Below are 21,828 nucleotides of genomic sequence, written 5' to 3'. Positions count from 1 at the left end.
CCAAAAGGAACCCTTGGAAAATCGTCACGCATTTATGCGTGTGTGCTTAGGTGAGGTCCTTTCGAATCTAGCGTCTGCTACGTTTTTACAGAGCGAAAGCGTGGTGACGCCTAAATATTTGTTTTTTCCAAGCGTCCTCTGGCCAACGTGTGAAAAGTAACGTAAACAGTTCGGCCTTCGGCTTCACTGTCACCAAATCTGCCCTTCCAGATCGCCTGCGGTGGAGCAGATTTCTAACGTGCCCCGGCGCAGTAAAAGCCTTTTCTTATACTCTTAATCATAGCATATCCAATCAAACCACACCAAAATAAGAAAGAAATTATCTCCGCTCCTCTCCAATACCAGGGTTCTGCAAAGAATGTTTTTATCGTGCCATGAAAGCCTGCCGGGAGCGCTATCCTTACCCGATTGTTTGTACCTGCAGATACCGGCAGGTCCTTTCCTTCACTTTGGGCCCGGTATCCTTTATAGTAGAGTATGGGCAAGTCCACATATGCATTATTTTTTGAATTATTTTCAACGGAAATGCAAATAGAAGTCCCCTTTCTCGCCTCCAGCGCCACATTAACAAACTCCGTATCAGATACTTGAATATCTGTTGTCATTGCCTGCCAGTCTGTTCCCCGAGGCAGATATGCTCCGTCATAAATGGCTCTTACCGTTAAATCACGAACATTATATTCATATTCAAATGGTATCATCAGGTTATTATACTGGAATAGATAGTCGGCGCCCTGATAGCAAAAAAGCATACAGATCACAGCACCTGCCACAATAGCGGTTTTTCCGGCAAACATTTCTTTTGCTTTCGTCATCAATATCACATACAGCAGCGTGATAAAGGTTGACGCCGCTCCTAAAAAACGCCAGGCAAATTCAAACTTTTTCAGACCGGCATACAAAAAAGGACAAAATTCTTCCAGCCACATATAGGGGAATAGATTGGTTGACATCCAAAGAGAAAGGATCGTCATAGCCAGCAGCTTAGGCAACAGACCATTTTCTTTTTTCTCTTTTGAGTGATTGACAATCAGGTAACAGATGGCCGCCAAAATGGCAAGCCCCGACATGGGCCCCACTGACATTGGCATATCCTGATACATTCCATATAAATCTTCCTTAACGTCCGCCACCGCATTAAAGACATTGGAAAAAAGCTGAGATAAAAAAGCCGAATTGTAATAAACAGGCATATTTCCTCTGTAGTCGTCTACAGCTAATGTCATGTTGCTATATGCATCCAAAAAAGGCACCGCAAAAAACAGGTTGGAAATAAGACAGCCGGCTGCCGCCCTCCCAAGGGCCATAAGTGTTTTTTTCCGCAGCGTACGCTTTAGGGAAATTACCATAAATATCCCCACAAATAAAATCGTCATAAGCGTCCCAAGCAGGTGCGATTGTATCATACCGGTCGCCCCAATTACAAGATAAATCCAGCTCTTTTTATTTTCCTTATCATCCCCGTAGTAAACGGCCCAAAGTCCCAACACAACCAACGGCAGAAAAGCCAGTGCCGTATAAGCGCCCAATGCCGCCCTTGTAAAAAGCGCTACCAATCTGTGTAAAAAAGATGCATAAATTACAGTTCCAAACAGACCAATATATTTATCTTTTGCTATCGTTTTGAAGCAAAGATATCCGTTTCCGATTGTTATTACATTGATTGCAAATACATAAGCTTTATAAGCCGTTCCCAGAGGAAATCCCAGCAAATATAAAAGAGCAGGAAAATAAAGAAAGATATCCCCATAAAAGATTCCGGTTGCATAACCATAGCCATTAAACCATTTCGGTTGTATTTTTACCGGAAAGCACCCATTCCTTAAGCCTTCCGCAATGGAATAAAGCCGATAATAATGAAATCTCAAATCATATCCTTTCGGAAGATAATTCATGAGCATAGGCAGTTCTACTATAAATAAAAGCGCTGCCAGCCCAATCACAATCAGACCATTTTTTTGCAGCCATATCCCTGCCACCTGTCTGCGATACAAATAGAAATACAATATTACGTCTACGATTCCAAACACCAGCAAAAGGCGTATCAAATCTGCAGCCGCTGAGCGTCCGTTCAGATAGGTAATTGTAACCTGATCAATCTGAACCGGGTCGAAAAAATCATTATCCATTATATTTTTAATGATGACTCTCGTATTATCTTTAAAAGAATAAACAAAATACTCAATATTTGTGTCATTGTTGGTTAACAAGACCGATTCAGAGCGTATCCAGGGATGCGTCCCATCATATACTGCCTTGGAGCGGCACCCCACCGAGCTGCCAGATGAGGTAATTGCGTGGTACTGTACCGTAACAGCATATACGCCGCGTCTTAAAGTAATATCAGGGGTGATAATCCTCCTGTTTTTACCCTGATCTATATTTTCTATTCTGTTACACCCCCTCCGTAAGTCAAGCCCGCTTTCAGTCTCCTGGGCAAACGAAAGCATATCCCCAGTATACTGGATTCTGTCATCCTCACTGCTTTTCATTCTTTCCATCCCTAAAAGGAGCAATAAAAACACCTGCAGAATCAAAATACCTTTCCAAACATATTTTTTTTTCATTTTCATCCTCATTTCTGCCAATCCCCACAGTTCAGAGCATCAGCACATTATTAGAAAGCATCCTGTTCAGGGCAGTTTACTTTGTATAACCTGCTCTTTTTATGGTTGCCCTGAATAGGACACTTCCCTTAAGGATTATACCACAACGCCTCCCTCCTACAAGGTTCATTCTAAATAATTGGGTTCATTTGCCAATCAGTTATCTACAAATTATTCCTATCCGTCCTTCTTTTTTGACTTTACTCATGCAAAGAAACTGTCCTTGCCTGCGCTCCTTCTATTCTTTCCGCTATATATTCGGGATCCATCTTCATTTTATACTCCGCAAGAGTCGTCTCCCGATAAGACCGGAAATAATTTCCCTCACAGGAAAAGTCGATTCGGTATCCGCTTTCATCATCCTTAATAAAATAGTACGCCAGATTATTCCTCCTGACCTTTCCATCTTCCACTACATAATAGCAATAAATCTCCTTATATGTATCATGGATTCCCAATTTTTCCAAAATACCTTCAGCTCCCCTGTAATTCTCCTCTATCTGCTTTGTAGCCTTAGCTTCCTCTACTCCTTCTTTATCCAAATCGGCTGCATAACTGCTATCCACCTCTACCAGACTGCCGTCTAATGCAGAGACAAAAAAGTAATAATAGCACTGGCTCCTAACACTGTAATTTACACAGTACCGCCCTGTGCCTTCCCCGCTGTCACCCAAATATGCATTCTGCTCCATTCCGTCAATCGGCACCCCATACAAGGTGTCCATCCACTGCTCTGCAATCTCTATTGCCTGCTGCTGGCTGATTCCTCCTTCTGCCCGCAAAAGTGCCTCCTGCTCTTTTTGCTCCTGCTCCCGTTGCTCTATAATCGCCTTTGTTTCAGGATTCTGTGTTAAGGCATAATCCCTCTTATAGTTAAAATCAATCACCTCCAAAAGCTCCTCATCCGTCAGCTCACGGTCGGGGAAGTAGAAACAGCTCGTCTCCTCCACATAGCAAAACATGTTTTCCTCCACCTGCTCCTGGCTATCTAAACGGAGAATTTCTCCCTCAGGGAAGGTACCATTTTGATAATCCCGATATAACTGCCCCATCCGCTCTTTCTCATTCTCAGAATAATCTCTTGAAAAACTGTCTGCCTGAACCTCCTGTGTATCTAACATTTCCGCAAGCGATTCTACCTCCTCCTTTGGCATATCCTCCATCCGCTGCCGTACAAAATATTGGATTGCCGCCTGCGTAGGTATACCAATTATCACAACCGTCAACAGCAGGGCTGCCGCTAATGTACCTGCTTTTTTAAACGAATTTCTTTTTCTTGGTCTGCGAAGATTGTTTATAATATCCTCCTGCATTTTATCCTGTATATGAATCTGTTCCATTGCTTTTATCAAATCCTTATGTTCCATTCTTACACCTCCTGATATAGAATTCGCAGCTGTTCCCTTCCCCTTTGTAACCTTTTCTTAACTGCATACTGCGTAATTCCTACAATCTCTGCTATTTCTTTTATCTGATATCCTTCTACATAGTGAAGGTAAATGACGGTCCTCTGCTTCAGCGGCAGCTCTAAAAGCTCTGTCAGCGTTTCCCTATACTCGGGTGCTACAAGATATGCCGACAGCTTTTCTATCCTTCCTGCAGATTCTGTAGAACCTATGGCTTCTATGGAGCCTATGGCCTCTATGGATACTTTCGGATGCCGTATTCTAAACCGCAGCATATCCTTGCAGATGTTGGTTGCCACATGAATTAACCATGCCTTTTTATGTTCCTCACTCTCAAACCTGGGCCTTTTTTCCATCAGCCTGCAAAAGGTCTCCTGAATTGCATCCTGTACATCCTGCTCATTGCAAAGCATAACAATGCAAATCTTATAAAGCATATTGCTATACTTCCTTACAATTTCTTCTATCTCCATTTCTCCTCCTTTCCGAAGCATTTCCAAATCTGACTTTCTCTCGTTGCCCATGGGAATTATAATTTCTTCTGTCCCTGCTTCCTTTACATCAAATACGCAAAAAATATTCTAAAGGTGACATTTGTATAAAAAATTTTAAAAAAATTAGGAAGATATACCTCAAACCACACTTTGCATAATGTCCTTATGATAAAGAAAAAGCCGGCAGCCTTATGGATATCACAGCTTGCCGACCCTTTTTTTACGCCTTTTCCTCCTCTGTCATCGTCTCTGCCGGATGGCGTCCCGGCAGCCCCATTTTCCTCCTGATCTCATACAATTTCTTTACATTTTCCGGACTGATTTCCTTAGGATTTCCAAGCTGCCTTGCCTTATAAAGCAGCTCTGCGTAAAATTCAACGGATTCCATCTTCATATAGGCCGCCAGAAGGTCTCCTGACCAGGTAAGAGCTCCGTGGTTTTCTAAAAGCACAGCATCAAAATGCTCCAAATAAGGCTCCACCGCATCCGGTATTTCCATAGTAGAAGGGGTTCCATAGGGTGCAATCGGCACATATCCAAGCGAAAGAACCGCCTCCGGCATAATTGGCTGTGTCAGGGGGATGCCCACAATTGCAAAGCTGGTGGCAAAGATAGGGTGCGCATGTACAACAGCCCCCACATCAGGCCTTTTTTCATAAATACGCATGTGCATTTTCATTTCAGAAGATGGCCTGAACCCTTCATTTGCCTGGAGCACATTCCCCTTTGCATCCACTTTACAGATATAGTCGGGGGTCATAAATCCTTTTGACACACCTGTTGGCGTGCACAAAAATTCATTGTCATTTAACTTAACAGAAATATTTCCATCGTTTGCTGCAACCATGTTGCGGTTATAAATTCTTTTGCCGATGTCACAAATTTGTTCTTTGATTTCGTATTCGCTCTGCATTCTTTTTTCTCCTATCCATCATTTGCTATTTGCTGTCCTTACAGACTTTTATCACCTTTTATAAAAATAAGGACGTAAGCTATGTATAATTAACTTGCGTCCATTGCCGCTATTTAACTGCTGTTACTTATTCACTTACAAGCGGCAGTTTTTGGTATCGTTTTCTTTCAATTTGCCGCCGTTCTATCGCGATCTATTTTAATACTTTTTCATCATCTGTTACGGCTTCTATGCGTTCTAATATAGACAGTTGATCAAACAAATGCCATTGTATTCCTTTTCATTTATCGGCATCCTATTTCACCTCCTGATTTAGAAAGAAAATTGTTTCCTGTTATGCCTATTGTAACACGTTTTTACTTTGTTTTCTATAGTATGTTAGATTACTTTGATTACCTGAAAAATACGAAAAGCCCAGAACACTTGACTTTACAAGGTTTCTGGGCTTCTTTTAAATAGCGAGAGGGGGATTTGAACCCTCGACACTACGGGTATGAACCGTATGCTCTAGCCAACTGAGCTATCTCGCCATAAATATAAACCGGATTTCCCGGAAAATGGGACCTATAGGGCTCGAACCTATGACCCTCTGCTTGTAAGGCAGATGCTCTCCCAGCTGAGCTAAGATCCCATTATGTAGGTCAGTTCCCTAACCTGCTTTGCTAGTATACTATTTTTTAGACATACTTGTCAAGACTTTTTCCAAAAAAATTCCATATCCAAAATTTTTCTATTCATATTAGGCTTGAAATCCTGCCAAAAAAGGCTGCCTTTTATGACAGCCTTTTCGTTTAAAATCAAAATAATTGATTATTTTGCCAATTCCACCCGGACTGTTTTAATCTCAAATACCCTGAACGGTAATTTCATCTTCCCGTCTGCAATGTCCACTTCTTCTAAGATGTTTTCCAGCATATCGCACAGGTAAGCTTTGCCCGCCTTAAATCCAAGACTTATCTCAGCATCCACGGCTGCCTTTTTTGCTTCATACAAACGCAAAATCACATCGCCGCTTCCATCCTCAGCAGGCTTCATTGTATCCAGAATAACGTTCTCACGGTCTATGCTGACTCCGCTAAAGGATTCCACAGCTCCTGGACTGACCTGCGGCTTCACATTAAGCTCATAGCCCTGGCGGACCACATCACTTTCCGCAAAGCTTCCTTCCCATGCTGTAAAAGCGTAGGTAAATGTATGCACACCATTATCCGCACGCATTTCCGGAGTTGACGCCGCACGAAGTAGAGTCAATTCAAGCGCATTTCCATTCATGCTGATGCCATATTTACAGTCATTAAGCACTGCTGCCCCGTGAGAGCCATCACAAAATGCACTGTAGCGATGGTTGCACACCTCAAAGCGGTCCTTATCATAGAGCTTGGAGCGATGGGCAGGACGCTCTACGTAGCCAAACTGCATCTCATTGATAGCATTTTCCGCATATACATTTACCGGGAAAGCGGTCTTTAACAAGCGGTGCAGCTCTTTCCAGTCAACCTCTGTCTCAAACACAAGCCGGTTACTGTCCGCTGCCAAGCGAATATACTGTACAAAGGAGGATTCACTGATCTTCCCACTTACCTTCAGCACAGCCTCTAGACCTTCGCCTGCTATCTCCACCTTCGCATCCCTCAGCGCTTCCACCTCCTGATCTATATAATTAGAGTCAATATCCCATGCATCAAACAGACGTGGAACATCCTTATATAAATGAAGGCTGTTTAAAGGAGCGGCTGCAAACTCTCTTCCGGATTCTTTTCGCACAAAAGAGATTACCTCACCTTTACCGTTAACCCTGGCCTTTACCTTACTGTTTTCCAGCACAAAATCTGCTCCATCTATTTTTACGGCTACCGCTTTTTCAGCTGCCTTTTCTTTAGACTCATTTCCGCTTAATGGCACCACAGAAACAGCGCCGCAGGAAGGAATGCGGACCAAAGCTTTTACCCCGTCTTCTGTCTGCTGTACCGGAAGATACTCCCCTTCTAAGGTCTGTGCACCTTCCTTAAAGCTTTCCGGCAGTTCCACCAGTGCTTCTCTTTCAAAGCTTAAAGAGTTCCACACCGTTACCGCACGCTCCTTCGTCTGGTCGGTTAACTTTTCAAAAGCCTTAGCCTTAAGCCCATCGGCCTTTTCCAAAATCTGTTCTTGCGCCTTTGCCGCTTCCTCATAAACACGCCCAATGCTGGAGCCTGGCAGAATATCATGGAATTGATGCAGCAGCACTTCTTTCCACAGCGCATCCGCCTCGGATAATTCATATTGGAGACCATGGCACAGTGCCAAGCTGCTCCACATTTCAAGCTCTCTCATAGCCAGCTCACATTGGCGATTATTCTTTTTCACAAGCGCCTGGGAGGTATAGGTGCCTCTGTGCGCGCTGAAATACAATTCTCCCACATAGGTATTGGCAGGACCGCCCTGCTTTTCCATATCCTCAAAAAATTCCATAGGGCCTGCCATCTTCATTTTTACGCTGCCCTCTAAATCTTCCTGGCGCTTTGCATATTCCACGTAATCCCTTGCAGGACCGCCGCCGCCATCTCCATAGCCGTAAGGCATCAGGAATGCATCCAGATCCTGCAGCTGCGTCCGCTCCTTCCAGACACGGTTCGCCTCTGTGGGGTCCGTACGATAAGTATAGCTAGTTGGAAGGAAGGAAACTACCTCAGAGCCATCCATCCCCTGCCAGGTAAAATAATGGTAAGGGAACTGATCTCCCTCATTGTATGACCAGAAAATCTTCTGTGTTACCAGATAATCCACTCCACAGCCTTTTAAAATCTGCGGCAGAGCTGCCGTATAGCCAAAAGTATCCGGCAGCCAAAGCACCTTGCTGTCCACATTAAATACTTCTTTGTAGTAACGTTTTCCATGTACCAGTTGACGGATAAGCGCCTCACCGCTTGCCATGTTGGTATCCGGTTCAACCCACATAGCGCCGTCCGCAATCCACTGTCCGCCTTTTACCGCTTCCTTGATTCTCTCAAAAAGCTCCGGATAATACTTTCTGCACATCTCATAGGAGGCCGGTTGACTCTGGATAAATTTATACTCCGGATATTCTTCTATCAACCGCAGCTGAGCGGCAAAGGTCCTCTCTGTCTTACGATGAGTTTCCTGCATAGGCCACAGCCACGCAAGATCTAAATGCGCGTTGCCGATTGCATAAAATACAGGTGCCGTAGAACCGTTTTTTGCTTCCATCACAGGGCGCAGTTCTTCCCGGGCTTTCAGGTAAGAAGCAATTCTCCCCTCCTTAGGCTGCTCGAAATCCACCGTCAGTGTAAACTGTTCCAATGCTTTGGCAATCTTTGCTGCCCGCAGGGATTTTTCATCCAAAGTGCCCAGCAGACGGTTTAAGGTATCCACATCCATATAAAGCTGGTAGGCTGCCTCATTCCAAATTCCAAAGGTAGATTTTCCAAGAGTTCTGCGAGCTCCTTCCGTAGCAGGGTCCATATATGCGCCGGGCAAAACCGGTCCTGTAGCGCAGCCGCCGGAAGCTGCATCCGGGAAATAATGCCCTGCATAGGTTTCCATCATTACCTCAAAGCATTCTCCTCCCTGGGCACAGGCGGTAAGCACATTATCCTCTATATAGTGATGTGGCTCCAGCACCCAGGACGCACGATAAGTACCAAAGGATTTTCCATTTACAAACAGGGTGGATTCTCCTTCGGGCTGCAAATCCATCACAATCCGCTGCCCTTTTGCTCTTTCCGGCAAACATACACTTCCCCTGAACCAGCAGTACTCCCAGATATTTCCCCATGTAAAGCCGGGGCTTACCGGTTCAAAAGCTTTGTTTTGCACTTCCTCCAAAAAAAGATGATCCATGGTCCGAAATGCTTCCCAGGAAATCTCTCCTAAGGGTTCATAAAAATCGTCCTTCAGGGTGCGGATCCAATGTTCCAGCCGCCCCTGCCATTCTGAATGCATCAGTTTCATTTTTTACTCCTTTCAACTTTTATTTTTATATGAAATCATAATTTTTATTTTGATGCGAAAAAATCTTCTTCCATCAACCGGTCAAGCAGTTCTGCAAAAAGTGTGTTTGCCCAGGCAAACCATGCTCTTGTATATTCTTCCGGTTTTGAGGGTTCAAAGGATTCATGCATATAATTGGTCCCCGCATGCGTCCTTGAAAGCATAGCCAGGCACGAAAGAATTTCCTCCCGACTGCCGGAGGTCAGCGCCTGCATCACAATACCAATATGCCACACATATCCTTCCGGCGTGTGCGGACTTCCCATTCCCTTGGCAAGGCTTCCCTCATAATAATATGGGTTGTCCATCGACAAAATAAATCTGCGGGTATTCTGGTAAAGCGCATCCTCCCTGTCACAGTACCCTAAATAAGGCATAGCCAACAGGCTAGGAGAGTTTGCGTCATCCATCAGCTTATAATTGCCAAAGCCGTCTGTCTCATAGGAATAGATTTTCCCGTATTTGGGATGCTCCACTATGGCATATTCCATAATACCGTCCTGAATTTCTTCCCCAAGCTGACTGCATCTGTCCGCAAGCGCTTTATCCTGATAACATTCCAGGCAAATTTCCTTCGCATATTCCATAGCCATCACCGCCATCATATTTGCCGGAACCAGATAGCCAAAGCTGCAGCTGTCATCGGAAGGGCGAAATCCCGACCAAGTCATACCCGTTACATTCACCGGGCGCCCTTTTCCCTTGCAGGGTAGCGTGTCTGTCTTAACACAATCATAACGCTGAAAACTGTAGTCTGACTTCCTGTGATCCTGCTCCACAGTAAAGGTGTCCACAATTGCAGTCACCATGGCGTGATAGGTTTGTGTAAAAATCCTGTTAATTCCTGTGGTTTTCCAATAAAGATATCCCAGATAAATCGGCGCGCACAGGGAATCTACTTCATATTTCCGCTCCCACACATGGTCGTTTAAAAGGGTATCATCCTTAGCACCTGCCCCGTTGGCGCTCTCATTAAAGGCATTGGCATAAGGATCAATGCATACCAGCTCTGCCTGCTTGGCAATAATGCCCTCTAAGATTTTCTGCAGCCCCAAATCCTCCTTTGCATACTTTACATAAGGTCGCACCTGTGCTGTGGAATCTCTTAACCACATGGCCGGAATATCCCCGGTGATGACAAAATAGGAACCATCCTCAAGTTCCTTTACCGTTGTCTCCATAGTGTTCAAAAAACACTGTGACACCAATGGCGCCAGCGCAGGATAATGGGCTTTATAGTAATCCTCCAATATTTGCGCTCTTTTTACCAGTATTTCGGGTACATTCATGTCTTACCTCCTTCTAACATCTTAAATTATAAGCAATTAGCAAATTACCGCTAAGTGATTTTATATATTACATATCATCTAATGATATATCAAACAATATTCCTTGCAATATGGCAAGACTTTATTTTTTTTCCGTACTTCTGACAATTTCATAGGGAACATAGTACTTCTTCGGAACTTCTTTTCCCTTCATTCTATCCCGCAGATATTTAACGGCCATGACACCAATCAAATATTCCCCCTGTACTACATGGCTGAACATGGGATTGGGGTCATAGCTTTCATCAATGCCATCAAAAAAAACAACCTCTTTCTCCTGCTCCAGCCCCATCCTGCAGAGAATTTTGTAAACAGTAATTCCCAGCGCTTCATCCACCGCAAAAAAACCAGTCACTTCAGGATGTTCCCTGATAAAATTCTCAATGCGGTTCCTATCATCGTATTCTCCTTCTTCATTCTCGTCCAGCCTGGGCAGTATGGAGCCTAAATTTCTCAGCCACATATCCTCGCCAGTCCTTAGGCCATGCTCTAAAAGGCTGTCCAAATAACCGGAAAAGCGCGCAGAAACAGAGGATGTCTGGGTAATCGGATGAGACAGGAAGCTGATATTCCTATGCCCTTTTTCAATCAAAAGGCTTATCAAGTCCTTAGCCGCCTGGAAATTATCGGTGGTCACGCAGGGAATCGGCAGTCCCGCCATCTCACGGTCTACCAGTACAATGGGGAAATTCTCCAAAGACAGTTTCAGTACATGCTCATTATAATGCTCTCCCTGCACACACATGAGAATAATTCCCTCTACGCCAAGGGCAATCAGTTCCTCAAAAGCCTTCGTCTCCTCCTCCATATTTCCATAGGTACATTTTAAAATCATATGAAAATTCTGTTTCCTGCATTCCCGTTCAATGCCGCCTACCACTTCACAGCCAAAGGCCGGGCCAAAGCTGTCAAAGACTACCCCTATCAGCCCTTTTCCGCCATAGTCCTTTCTCTCCGGCAATGGATTCACCGGTCTTTCATTCTCCAGCCTGGCAAAATCCAACACATAGGAACCCTTTCCGGGCTTTCGCGTGATTAAATTCCGGTCTGCCAGCATCTCCAGCGCTTTTTTGCTGGTGATGCGGCTTACATGATATTGTTCTGCAAGCTCTTTCTCGGAAGGGAGCCTGCTCCCCGGAGGAAATTTTTTTGTTTCAATGCCTTCTAAAAGGTCATTATAGATTTTCTGATATAATAGTTCTCTATCCATTCATCTCTTTCCGTTTAAATGATATATCAATTATATCATTCCATAAATGATATGTCAATTTATTTCTATAGATTAAATTTGAATACCTCTCAAACGCTCTAAACGCCGGTATAAAATGAAAGCAGCAAAGCCCCGTCTACCGCATCCTCCCGTCTGTGCGCAAAGCAAAGCCGTTCCGGATGCCACTGTACTCCCCAGACAGGAAGAAACCTGTGTCTTAGTCCCTCCACCACTCCATCTTCGGCAAACTGTACAAACTCTATTCCTTTTCCCGGACAGTCTACCCCCTGGTGATGCGCGCTGTTTACCACAAACTGCTCCCCATACAGTTTTTCCAAAAAGGAACCTTTTTTTGCAACAGACCTATGTATCTGGTCTTCCTTCACATATGCATGGTTTTCACTGGTTTTAAGATGCTGCACCATATCCCCGCCAAAGTAAATATTGATAAGCTGCATTCCCTTACATATCCCAAGAACCGGCTTACGGCTCAAAACAAAGGCCCTCAAAATAGCAAGCTGAAGTCTGTCTAACACCGGATCAAAAAAACCTGTTTCGCAGGGAAGCTGTCCGAAAAGCTTTGGGTCTATGTCCCCTCCTCCCGGCAAAATCAATCCATCGTAAGATATTATATCCGGCACATGCAGAGATGTCTCTGTGTGGACGCCCAATTCCTTCATTGCATTTTCATAATTTACCGTTTTATCCTTCTGTCCGGCAATCAACACTTTTTTCAAGTTTTTTCCCCTTAATGACACAATTACTTTAGTATATGTGCACCCGCAAAAAACTTGAATTTATAAGGACAGCGCGTCAAAAAAATCAGCTTTTTCCATCTCCTGGGATTTGTAGCGCATCAGATATCCTTTCATTTCCGGATAATTCTCCCCCATCTGCTGCAAAAGCACATCATAATTTTCTTCCGTAAGACAGCCTGATTTTGTGAAAACATCATAGTAAGCCTGCTCGTTGCCATGTTCCCCAAATACAACCTCCCAGGCTGCCTCCGAAGGGCATCCCTTAGTCTTTCCGGCAAGATAAGCAGAAAGTTCCCCGGCAAATTTTTCATCAAGGCCCACATGATTGATCAGCCTTAAAAAGCAAAGCCTTGCCTTTTCCCGCCGCCTTTCCGCCAAATAATATTCCACGTTTGCCACAATATCTTCCTCACCGCAGTAAACCATTTTGGTGAACCCATCCTCATCTGGCAGGGCAAGAAATTCCTTGAGCTTATCATCAAATCTTTTAAGCCACTGCTCATCTCCTGCCTGGGCAGGGGTAAAAAGATAATCGGCTTCTAACCTTACAGGCACAACGCCGAGAAGCCTTCCAACCTGTTCTTCCATAAGGCCATCAGCGCCAAGGCGGCAGATACGTGAAAGCTGATTACAATCCTTAAAAATATCCTTTCCTATCGTAAATTCCTCTCCCGGAACCCAAACGCTCTCTAAAGCGCTGCAATAGGCAAAAGCCCAATCGCCAATCTCCTTAAGCCCCTTTGGAAGCCATACTTCTTTTAATAATTTGCTGCTCAAAAACGCCTTCTTATGCAGCTTTGTCACAGACAAATCCTCTATTTTGTCCGGCAGCTTTACTTTGCTGTTATGTACCTGGCAGGATTTAACCGTAATTTCATCTCCGCACACCTGATAGCACAACTTGCCGCCTTCTATTTCCAGCTCCTTTTCCATATCAATCCCCATTTCTGTCACCAACACACGCAAATACCCACGCCTCCCGCAGGTCAGCTCATGGCATCAAAACTTCTCTCGCAGCTTCCTTTCTGCGCTTTTCATAAATCAAGCGCCGCAATCTCCTGCTGCAAACCACTTTGCCGCTCCGAAAGCATCATTTCCTTGTTATGTCTGTCATAAGCCGCGCATCCAAACTGACTGATAAAACGTGCACTGTCATTGTTCACCGTAAGCTCTGTTACCAAAATCAGCATTTCATTCCCCTCCGCAAAGGCTTCCTCCACAAAGGCAAACAAATTTGAAAGTCTCTCCCCTGTTCTTTTGGTCTTCTCCCTTAACCCCAAAGTCTCAGCATCAAAGGCCGTCTTAAGATACGCAAATTCTTTCTTTCCATCTGCTGCGCCTTCCAAAAAAAGCCGCTTTTTTTCTTCCTCCAAAAAGCGCAGAATACGTCTGTCCTTCCGTCTTTCCCTGTCAGACAAACTTCCCGCCATCCTGGCGGATTCCATTTGCTTTTTCCGTCCCTGTATCTGATTTTCCAGCATCTGCGTCACCGTGATTTGGCCTTCGCCTTTCCCGGCGGCGCCTTTCTCTACTGCCATCTTCACAGCCTTCAAATTTTTGAATAGTTCTACCAGATAATCACTAACCTCCATCACATCACGGATTTCACTAATTACCTTATCCGCCAGCATACCCAGAAGGGAGAGCCTCTCGTCAAAGGCTGCAATCCTGGCCCGCTCTGCACCCTGGGCCTTTACCGTGCCGTTTAAAATTTCCTCTGTCTGGTACTCCTTTTTATATTTATTGAACAAATCATAATAAGCAGTAAATTCCTTGACCACCCGCTCATTCCGAATATACTGTTCCACAAGGGTCTCATCCACCCTCATACCTTCTTCCTCATATAAGCTTATGATTTCCGACAAGTCCTCCCAGCCTCTGGCTGTCACATAGCTTCTGCCATTTACCGTGGTTTCAATCCTGTAAAAATACTCCTTTTTCAACTCCAAAAAGCTTACAATGGCCGCATGAAGCCCTTTATACTGTGCATATTCCCGCCACGCCTTATAATCCGCCTCCACCTCAAGCACTTTAAGACGATCCATTGTAACCACATCAAACTCCCGCACCGACTTGTTATATTCCGGCGGATTTCCGGCAGTGACAATCACCCATCCCTCCGGTACTCTGTGACGCCCGAACACCTTATACTGTAAAAACTGGAGCATGGAGGGAGCCAATGTTTCCGACACGCAGTTAATCTCGTCCAGGAAAAGAATCCCTTCCTTGATACCACTCCCCGCCATCACCTCATAGATAGATGCAATGATCTCGCTCATGGTATATTCCGATACATCAATTTCCATACCCTCGTATTCCTTGTGAGCGATAAAAGGAAGGCCTAAAGCTGACTGCCTGGTATGATGGGTCATGGAGTAAGAAACCAGCGCAATATTTAACTCCTGTGCAATCTGCTCCATGACGGCAGTCTTTCCGATTCCCGGCGCTCCAAGCAAAAAGATGGGCCTCTGGCGCACCACCGGTATTCTGTATTCTCCGAATTCATCCTTTTTAAGATATAACCGAACCGTATTTTCAATATAATCCTTTGCCTGCTTTATATTCATTCTAAACCTCCGTACTATCTTTCATACTTTTGCTTTTTGCAGCCCTTAAATGGAACCTGTTTGATTTTTCTCGCCTATCGCCTATCAAGCTATGAGAAAACGCTTTATATTTCTTCATCATCCAAAAGTACCTTTACCGCCCAGGGCGGCACCTCCGGCCCCATATCGCCATTATCTATAAATACAAACATTACATCATAAGGCGGCATTGCCTTAGGGTACACTCCATAGCCATCCGTAAAATACAAAAGCCCTTTTAAATTTTCAAACTCTCCTTCCTGCAAAAGCTCATTCACATAAGCAAAGACCGGCCTGAAATCCGTAGAGCCGAATCCGGTGAGCTTCTCATGCGAAAGAAAGTACTCCAAATCATCCCTGCTGGTAATTTTCGTATCCTTTTGCACCTCATGGTCACACTGGATAATGTGTACATTCATTTTACGGAAAAAATTATCTTCCCCGCAAAGCATCCCATAGGTTTTCCGAAGGAAAGCCTGCACCAGTATTCCCCGGCAGGAAGCGGAAGTATCTATGGCTATGACAAATTCCCTGACCTTTTTGTTGTCTTTATACTCCAGAGGCTCTACAAGAGGCATATTTCCATAGGTAGAAAGCCCATAGGTGTAATAAATATAGTCGAATTCCTCATCGTTGATACGCATATCCTCATTCATAACCATGAACTTTCGAAGCAGCTCCTTATAACTGTATTTATCTTTTACCGCCTCCAGCAGACTTTTTTCCATACTTTCAGATTTACTTTTTTTGGCGGAAAAGGATTTTAAATCGGCCCGAACCCTTTCGCTTAACTTTTTCCACTGTTGCTGTGTGATTACCAGATCCTGTGTCGGTTTCCAAAGTCTGTGGGAATCCATAAAAAAGAGGCGTGAAAGTTCTCCCCGCTCCCTATCGCTTACCTCAAAATTTTTCAAATATTTATAGACCTTTTCCGCAGTAAGGGCGCCAATATCCTCACGCAAAACGCGCAGCTTCCTTTTGGCTTCTTCATCCCGGAACAGTGACATACCCGGCATTTCCAGCTCCAAAATAGCCGCCTCCACAGCAATATCCGCAGCTAAACTCCAACTTTCCCCGTCCAGCTTATCGAACCGGAAGCTGTGATAAAATATCATGTGAAACAGAATATGCAAATACATGCGCAGCACAAACGCCGGTTCCTCCTTATACCTCTTTAAGAGAAAAACCGGATCATAATAAATCTTTGTGCCATTGCAGGCAAAGCAGCCGCTCTCCTTTTCCGGTTCCACCGCAAGCGCTGACAACGCCACATCCAAAAAACGCATATTAACTAAAATATTGTCTCTTGCAAAGCTCATGACCTTACCCGCAAGAGGCTTTGCCTTTTCATATAAATCACTCATATTTTACAACGAATCCACATCCAAAAAAACTCTTGAACCGGTTGCTCCTTTTTGTCTTTGATACTTTCCGTTATAAGGGTTTAAAGCATCCTCATCTAACTGGGCAAACACCAGCTGGCCAACTCTGCGCCCAGCCTGCAGCTCAATCGCATAACGGTTTGCATTATATAGCTCCAAGGTAATCTCCCCCTCAAACCCCGGGTCCACCCAGCCTGCATTCTGAATAAAAAGTCCCAGCCTGCCAAGAGAGCTTCTTCCCTCCACAAATGCAGTCATATTGTTGGGAAGTGCAAAATATTCCATAGTCGTAGCCAGCACAAACTGACCAGGCAGCAATAGATATTTATCCGTCTCAATTGTTCTATAATGAATTTCATTGTCCAGCGATATTATTCCCACCGCCATATCCTCTATAATACTAAAGGTAGTTCCCAGCCTGATATCCACACTGGCCGACTGAATCTGTCCTTCCTCAATCGGTGTAATTGTAAGACTTTTCTCCTTCAGCATCCTGAAAATTGTTTTATCTGATAAAATCATATCCTCTCTCCTATTCCTTCCCCCTTATGCAGATAACCGCAGCCTTCGTAAAGCTCTAAAATTCGGGTAAAATCTATCAGCAAAAGATTCCCACACTTTACCTATGCTTGACCATATATTCTATATTAATAAAAGATATACTACCGCCATTGAAACTACAATCTGTATGATTGCATAACGAAAAACCGTCTGGGTGTTAGACCACCCCAGGGTTTTGCGCACATGGTCGTGGAGCGGTGTCCTTATGTTTTTCAATATATAAATTTTAAAAACACGAATCAGCCCCACCTTCAAAAGTCCCAATCCGCCGTCCAATACAAACACAATCGCCGCCGGAATATAAAGCAACGGACTCCCGCTTTTAAGGGCCACAATACTGATAAAAACTCCCATGGCCCGACTCCCTGCATCTCCCATCAGCAGCCGGCTGGGCGCCGCATTATACCACAGATACCCCAGTATGCAGATAATAAACAGCAGAATCAAAAAGGTAAATTCATCATGATTCCCCTTTATATGGTCAATTAGATAAAAAGTTCCCAGCGTTACAATCGCCAGAGTGCCTGAGAGCCCATCCACACCGTCTGAACAGTTTGTCACATTGATGGAGCCCCATACCAACATAATTGTTAAAATCCCAAACAAAACCTCCGGCAGCTTCACACTGATTCCCAATGTCACAATCTCAATGGTACTGGTATTAAAATTCAAAAAAGTAAAGGCAAGGGTGATTGCCACTATCAAATCCAGCAGCCCTTTTTTCAGCTCTCCCCATGGATGCTCCGATGCATCATCCATGTAGCCGGTCAACATCTCCGCCACAGTCAAAATTAAATAAATCACAATTTCCAGATTAAGCGGAGCAAATAAAAGCGCCGAACCCACAAAAACTAAAATAAAAATGAGCCCTGCCCCTCTGGGCTTTCCAGCTGAAAGCCTGCCATCATGCGCAAACTCCCTCCCTGCATCCCTTGGCAGCAGATTAATACATTTTGCCGTAAAAAAACAGGTCCCTGCAAATGCCAAAAGCAATCCGATTGATGCGATTACAGGATAGTTTCCTAATAAAAAGTAGTGAAGCACTCTTCCTTCCTCCCTATATCCGTCAGACAACTCCCATTGATAAATAAGGAGTCTTCCGGTATCCTTATTTCAAATTTCTTAATATAAATTCCCTGTATCATTTTCTTACAGAATTTTTTCAAAGTATTCCCAAAGCTTCCTTCGCCAATTCATCTACCATGTCATTATATTTATCTCCGGAGTGCCCTGCCACCTTTTCGAACCGGATGTCCACCTGCTTACTTGCCATATTGTAAAATTCCTTGTAGGCGATGGTTCCTTCTTTGTTAGCTTTCCATTCCCCCAGAGGCCACCTGGCAATTCCTTCATAATCATAATAAATTGTAATCGCCCGGATCTTATGGTCCAAAGCATACTGCATAGCCGCCTGGGCGCCCTTTATTTCCCCTGCCACATTCCGCATGGATGCAAGAGCCTCATCCTTGAACTTGCTGCTGTACTTTTCTTCTTCCTCTCCTCTAAGCACTACCATCCCATAGGAAAATTCCTTTGTAGCCTTATGATAGCTCCCATCTACATAGATTTTAACACGGGCCTGTCCATCTAAGCTGCCCTCCGACTCAGTGCCAGCGCTTTCCTTCACATTTCCCATATAAGCAAGGGCATCTTCTTTTGTTTGAAAACTTTTATAAACCGCACCCGAATAGCCACTTACGCTGTTTTTGCATTCTTCCCATGTTCTGAATATCCCTGTTTTGGCTCCAACCCTCACTGCATAATATTTCCCCGCCATAAAAATCCCCCATTCTTGCCAGCAGCCTGCAAATTTGGGCATAAGCACAAATTTGCGACTGATAAAATCAGCCGTTGGGCTGATTTTTCAATCTAATCCCCCATGCTGTCAATCATACCATATCCTTCCACTCTTTCCCATAGAATTTTACAAAATAATTTTATCGGTTATTTTCAGCAAAATATGCGGTATATGCAATATAAAAGGAATTTCCGCGGTAACTGACGCTTTACAGTTTTCAATTTATTCGGTATAGTATAAATGTAAAAGGGGTTTACGGTGGCGGTCTTCATGGCTGCTGCCGTTTTCGGTTATGTCCTGCTTTTTCGTGGAAATCATTAAGTTTCTGTTTAAGCATATTCATTTATCTCATTGCTCGTGAAAACAAACAGGCTGCCATAAATGTACACTAGATACAAGATACTCTGATGCCTATGTAGTCTAAAAGCTGCATCTTGTATATAGCGGCCATTTTGTGACAGCCTGTTTTATTATAAATAAGCCAAAATTCCTTTCGTTAAAGTTACATTTTACCTTGCCAAACCTTTACCAGTTTTTTAAGACTTTAGCTGGAAACGGCTGGTCTGATCCTGTAAAAGCCGTACCTGCTCAAACAGTTCCGTACTCACCGTTGCCGATTCCTGGCTGCTTGCAGAGTTTGTCTCTACCACTGCCGAAATCTGTCCAAGCCCTTCTGTCACCTGTGAAATAGCGATAGCCTCCGCATGCACTGCGTCTGTAATTACACCAATTGATTCGTTGGACTCCTGTACCAATTCAAGCGTTTTTTGCAATGTTTCAGAAACCCTCTCTACAATCTGATTCCCTTTTTCGGCCGCACGCACTGCATTTCCAATTAATTCTCTGGTCGCCTGCGCCGCTTCATTGGAACGTGCCGCCAGATTACGTACCTCGCTGGAAACCACCGTAAAGCCTCTTCCTGCCTCGCCTGCCCTGGTTGCCTCCACCGCTGCATTCAGCGAGAGAATATTCGTCTTAAACGCTATATCCTCAATCGTAGAAATAATTCTTCCTATTTCTTTGGAGGAATCACTGATATCTGCCATAGCCGAAACCAACTGCTCCATCTCCCGACCGCTTAAGCTAACCTGCTCTCTGGTAAGCTGCGCACTTTCTTTCACGCTGGCTGCCATTTCAATATTCTGCTTTGCACTATTGGAAAGCTCATCTAAGGTAGCATACAACTCTTCCACAGCCGCAGCCTGGTCAATTGCTCCCTGGGCAAGCAGCTGGGCGCCGCCGGAAAGATGCTCCGCATGCCCAAATACGCTGTCCTCAGCCCGATTAATATTGGAAATCGCCTCCGAGAGAGAAGCCGTAAAACTTTCCATAGATTTCTCAATAGAGTAAAAATCTCCTATAAAAGGAACGGAACAAGCCACATTAAAGTCGCCGGTTGAGACCTGATACATCATGCGGTTTATTTCCTCCACATACTGACGTATCTGCTCCATAGATTCCTTAAGGGTTCTGGTCAAATCACCAATCTCATCATCTACGTCATAATCCAAATCCAGCTTTAGATGTCCTTCCTTTAAAGGAAGCGTCTTTTCCGTGAGCATAAGAATCGGTTTCACCACCTGCTTTAACACATACAGCACAAGACTGATAAGGCAAACCAGTGCTAAAGTAAGGCCCACAATTGATGTAGTGTGCATAAACACCAGTGTGACCTGCATACTTTTCTGGCTTTTCTCCCTAAGCACGCCTCCCCGTTCCACCACTTCGTCCAAAAGCCCTACCAAAACCCCAAGGTTGCTCTGAATCGTTTCCTGATAATAATTTTGCGCCTGCTCTTTATCCGTTTCAAGCAATTCCAATACATCGACAGCCGATTGATGAAGTTCCTCATGAAGGGGCTTAAGTTGTTCACGCAGATTTAGAATTTCTTCATCATCCGTTCCCTCCTCGCCATAAATCCATTGCCCAAGCACACAGCCCGTGGGATCCGTACTGCCGGTGAACTCCGTTCCTACATATAATGCATTACTCAAATTAGTCGCCCATTTGTAATGTGCCACTTCCGCTTTCTGGGCCCTGTCAAGCAAAGCATTTACTTGCGAGTTCAGCTTTTCCGAACGCTCAATACTAAGAATGTTTATCGTCATCACCACGCTAAACAGTAGCACAGAGGCAAACGCCGCCGCTACCCGAAACCCAACCATTTTGTTTACACTTTTTCTCATAAACATATTCCTTTCTTTTTTGTTTTCGTTACCTCTTACAGTATTCCTCAGCCCAATCTTTCGTGTTACAATTTAGCAATATTTCAAATTCAATGAAAGGGGCCGTAAACCAGACTTTCCTGTTCCGCCCATAATGCAATTTCGGCTTTACTTTCGCAGAAAATCACTATCACAGTTGTGGTTATCCTGCATAAAAGCAAAGCCGGAATGTTAACAAAAGTCTTTTATTTTTCATTTTTATCTGCAAATTAAAATCATAATACTGCACTTGAAAAAATTGTAGCATACACCAAATACCTTTGCAACTATAATTATCAACTTGAGTTTCCGCAGTTTTATCCAGAAGCCCCTGATTTTATGAGTATCGTGGTGAACAACTTTCAAAAAATGCCCAAAATATAAGGAATCTCATTCCCTTTTGATGTAAAATTAAGCTATCATACAAAAATCTTACTAAACAAAAAAAGAAAGGATTCCTTATGGCTTATTTTATATCAAATACTTACACTTTAAAACGAAAAATTTTAACTTTTACAAATAAGATTTCAAAACACCTTTCTAAACCGAAAAGAAATTTACCGCTGACATCACCTATGGCATTCTGGCTTCTG

15 protein-coding genes and 2 tRNA genes are annotated in these 21,828 nt (G+C 44.0%); all 17 read right to left on the bottom strand.

The window, feature by feature from the left end; all coding sequences use genetic code 11:
• Window positions 1–233: 233 nt before the first annotated feature.
• The 17 genes from D5281_RS14890 to D5281_RS14810 all read right to left on the bottom strand — a co-directional run bounded on the left by D5281_RS14890 (window position 234) and on the right by D5281_RS14810 (window position 21,217).
• Window positions 234–2,567 carry a hypothetical protein gene (locus tag D5281_RS14890; protein WP_160560922.1) on the bottom strand — a complete coding sequence of 778 codons (2,334 nt, stop codon included), beginning with the start codon at window positions 2,565–2,567 and terminating at the stop codon, window positions 234–236.
• A 239-nt stretch (window positions 2,568–2,806) separates the two neighbouring features.
• The gene (locus D5281_RS14885; protein WP_160560921.1) at window positions 2,807–3,973 is read right to left on the bottom strand and encodes a hypothetical protein; all 1,167 of its coding nucleotides are present in this window, start codon (window positions 3,971–3,973) and stop codon (window positions 2,807–2,809) included.
• Window positions 3,974–3,975: 2 nt separating this feature from the next.
• Window positions 3,976–4,485 carry an RNA polymerase sigma factor gene (locus D5281_RS14880; RefSeq protein WP_160560920.1) on the bottom strand — a complete coding sequence of 170 codons (510 nt, stop codon included), beginning with the start codon at window positions 4,483–4,485 and terminating at the stop codon, window positions 3,976–3,978.
• 241 nt (window positions 4,486–4,726) lie between these two features.
• Entirely contained in the window at window positions 4,727–5,419 is a 693-nt protein-coding gene (locus D5281_RS14875) for a class II aldolase/adducin family protein (protein ID WP_160560919.1), read from the bottom strand.
• Window positions 5,420–5,875: 456 nt separating this feature from the next.
• Window positions 5,876–5,949 (bottom strand) — tRNA-Met (locus tag D5281_RS14870).
• Between the two features lie 28 nt (window positions 5,950–5,977).
• Window positions 5,978–6,050: transfer RNA gene (locus tag D5281_RS14865), tRNA-Val, on the bottom strand.
• 179 nt (window positions 6,051–6,229) lie between these two features.
• Window positions 6,230–9,370 carry an alpha-mannosidase gene (locus D5281_RS14860; protein WP_160560918.1) on the bottom strand — a complete coding sequence of 1,047 codons (3,141 nt, stop codon included), beginning with the start codon at window positions 9,368–9,370 and terminating at the stop codon, window positions 6,230–6,232.
• A gap of 44 nt (window positions 9,371–9,414) precedes the next feature.
• Window positions 9,415–10,698, bottom strand: a complete 1,284-nt coding sequence (locus D5281_RS14855) for a glycoside hydrolase family 125 protein (RefSeq protein ID WP_160560917.1) — start codon at window positions 10,696–10,698, stop codon at window positions 9,415–9,417.
• A gap of 121 nt (window positions 10,699–10,819) precedes the next feature.
• Window positions 10,820–11,947: a GntR family transcriptional regulator gene (locus D5281_RS14850; protein WP_160560916.1), complete on the bottom strand. Its 1,128-nt coding sequence runs from the start codon at window positions 11,945–11,947 to the stop codon at window positions 10,820–10,822.
• Between the two features lie 98 nt (window positions 11,948–12,045).
• Window positions 12,046–12,675 (bottom strand): gamma-glutamyl-gamma-aminobutyrate hydrolase family protein, encoded by a 630-nt coding sequence (locus tag D5281_RS14845; protein WP_330585046.1) that lies wholly within the window; start codon window positions 12,673–12,675, stop codon window positions 12,046–12,048.
• A 69-nt stretch (window positions 12,676–12,744) separates the two neighbouring features.
• The gene (locus tag D5281_RS14840) at window positions 12,745–13,665 is read right to left on the bottom strand and encodes a leucine-rich repeat domain-containing protein (protein ID WP_330585045.1); all 921 of its coding nucleotides are present in this window, start codon (window positions 13,663–13,665) and stop codon (window positions 12,745–12,747) included.
• A gap of 74 nt (window positions 13,666–13,739) precedes the next feature.
• Complete coding sequence (locus D5281_RS14835) at window positions 13,740–15,272, bottom strand: ATP-binding protein (RefSeq protein WP_160560913.1); 1,533 nt, start codon at window positions 15,270–15,272, stop codon at window positions 13,740–13,742.
• Window positions 15,273–15,376: 104 nt separating this feature from the next.
• On the bottom strand, window positions 15,377–16,654 hold the full coding sequence (locus tag D5281_RS14830) for a vWA domain-containing protein (protein WP_160560912.1): 1,278 nt from the start codon (window positions 16,652–16,654) through the stop codon (window positions 15,377–15,379).
• A 3-nt stretch (window positions 16,655–16,657) separates the two neighbouring features.
• The gene (gene dcd, locus D5281_RS14825; protein WP_160560911.1) at window positions 16,658–17,194 is read right to left on the bottom strand and encodes a dCTP deaminase; all 537 of its coding nucleotides are present in this window, start codon (window positions 17,192–17,194) and stop codon (window positions 16,658–16,660) included.
• Window positions 17,195–17,314: 120 nt separating this feature from the next.
• The gene (locus tag D5281_RS14820) at window positions 17,315–18,277 is read right to left on the bottom strand and encodes an MraY family glycosyltransferase (RefSeq protein ID WP_330585044.1); all 963 of its coding nucleotides are present in this window, start codon (window positions 18,275–18,277) and stop codon (window positions 17,315–17,317) included.
• 118 nt (window positions 18,278–18,395) lie between these two features.
• Window positions 18,396–19,010, bottom strand: coding sequence for a ribonuclease H1 domain-containing protein (locus D5281_RS14815; RefSeq protein WP_160560909.1), 615 nt, complete (start codon window positions 19,008–19,010; stop codon window positions 18,396–18,398).
• A gap of 557 nt (window positions 19,011–19,567) precedes the next feature.
• Complete coding sequence (locus tag D5281_RS14810; protein WP_160560908.1) at window positions 19,568–21,217, bottom strand: methyl-accepting chemotaxis protein; 1,650 nt, start codon at window positions 21,215–21,217, stop codon at window positions 19,568–19,570.
• Window positions 21,218–21,828 lie beyond the last annotated feature (611 nt).

The sequence above is a fragment of the Parablautia muri genome, assembly GCF_009917485.1.
Classification (GTDB): Bacteria; Bacillota; Clostridia; order Lachnospirales; family Lachnospiraceae; genus Suilimivivens; species Suilimivivens muri.
Note: the sequence above shows the minus strand (reverse complement) of the source record. Positions and strands in the feature narration are given on the sequence as shown.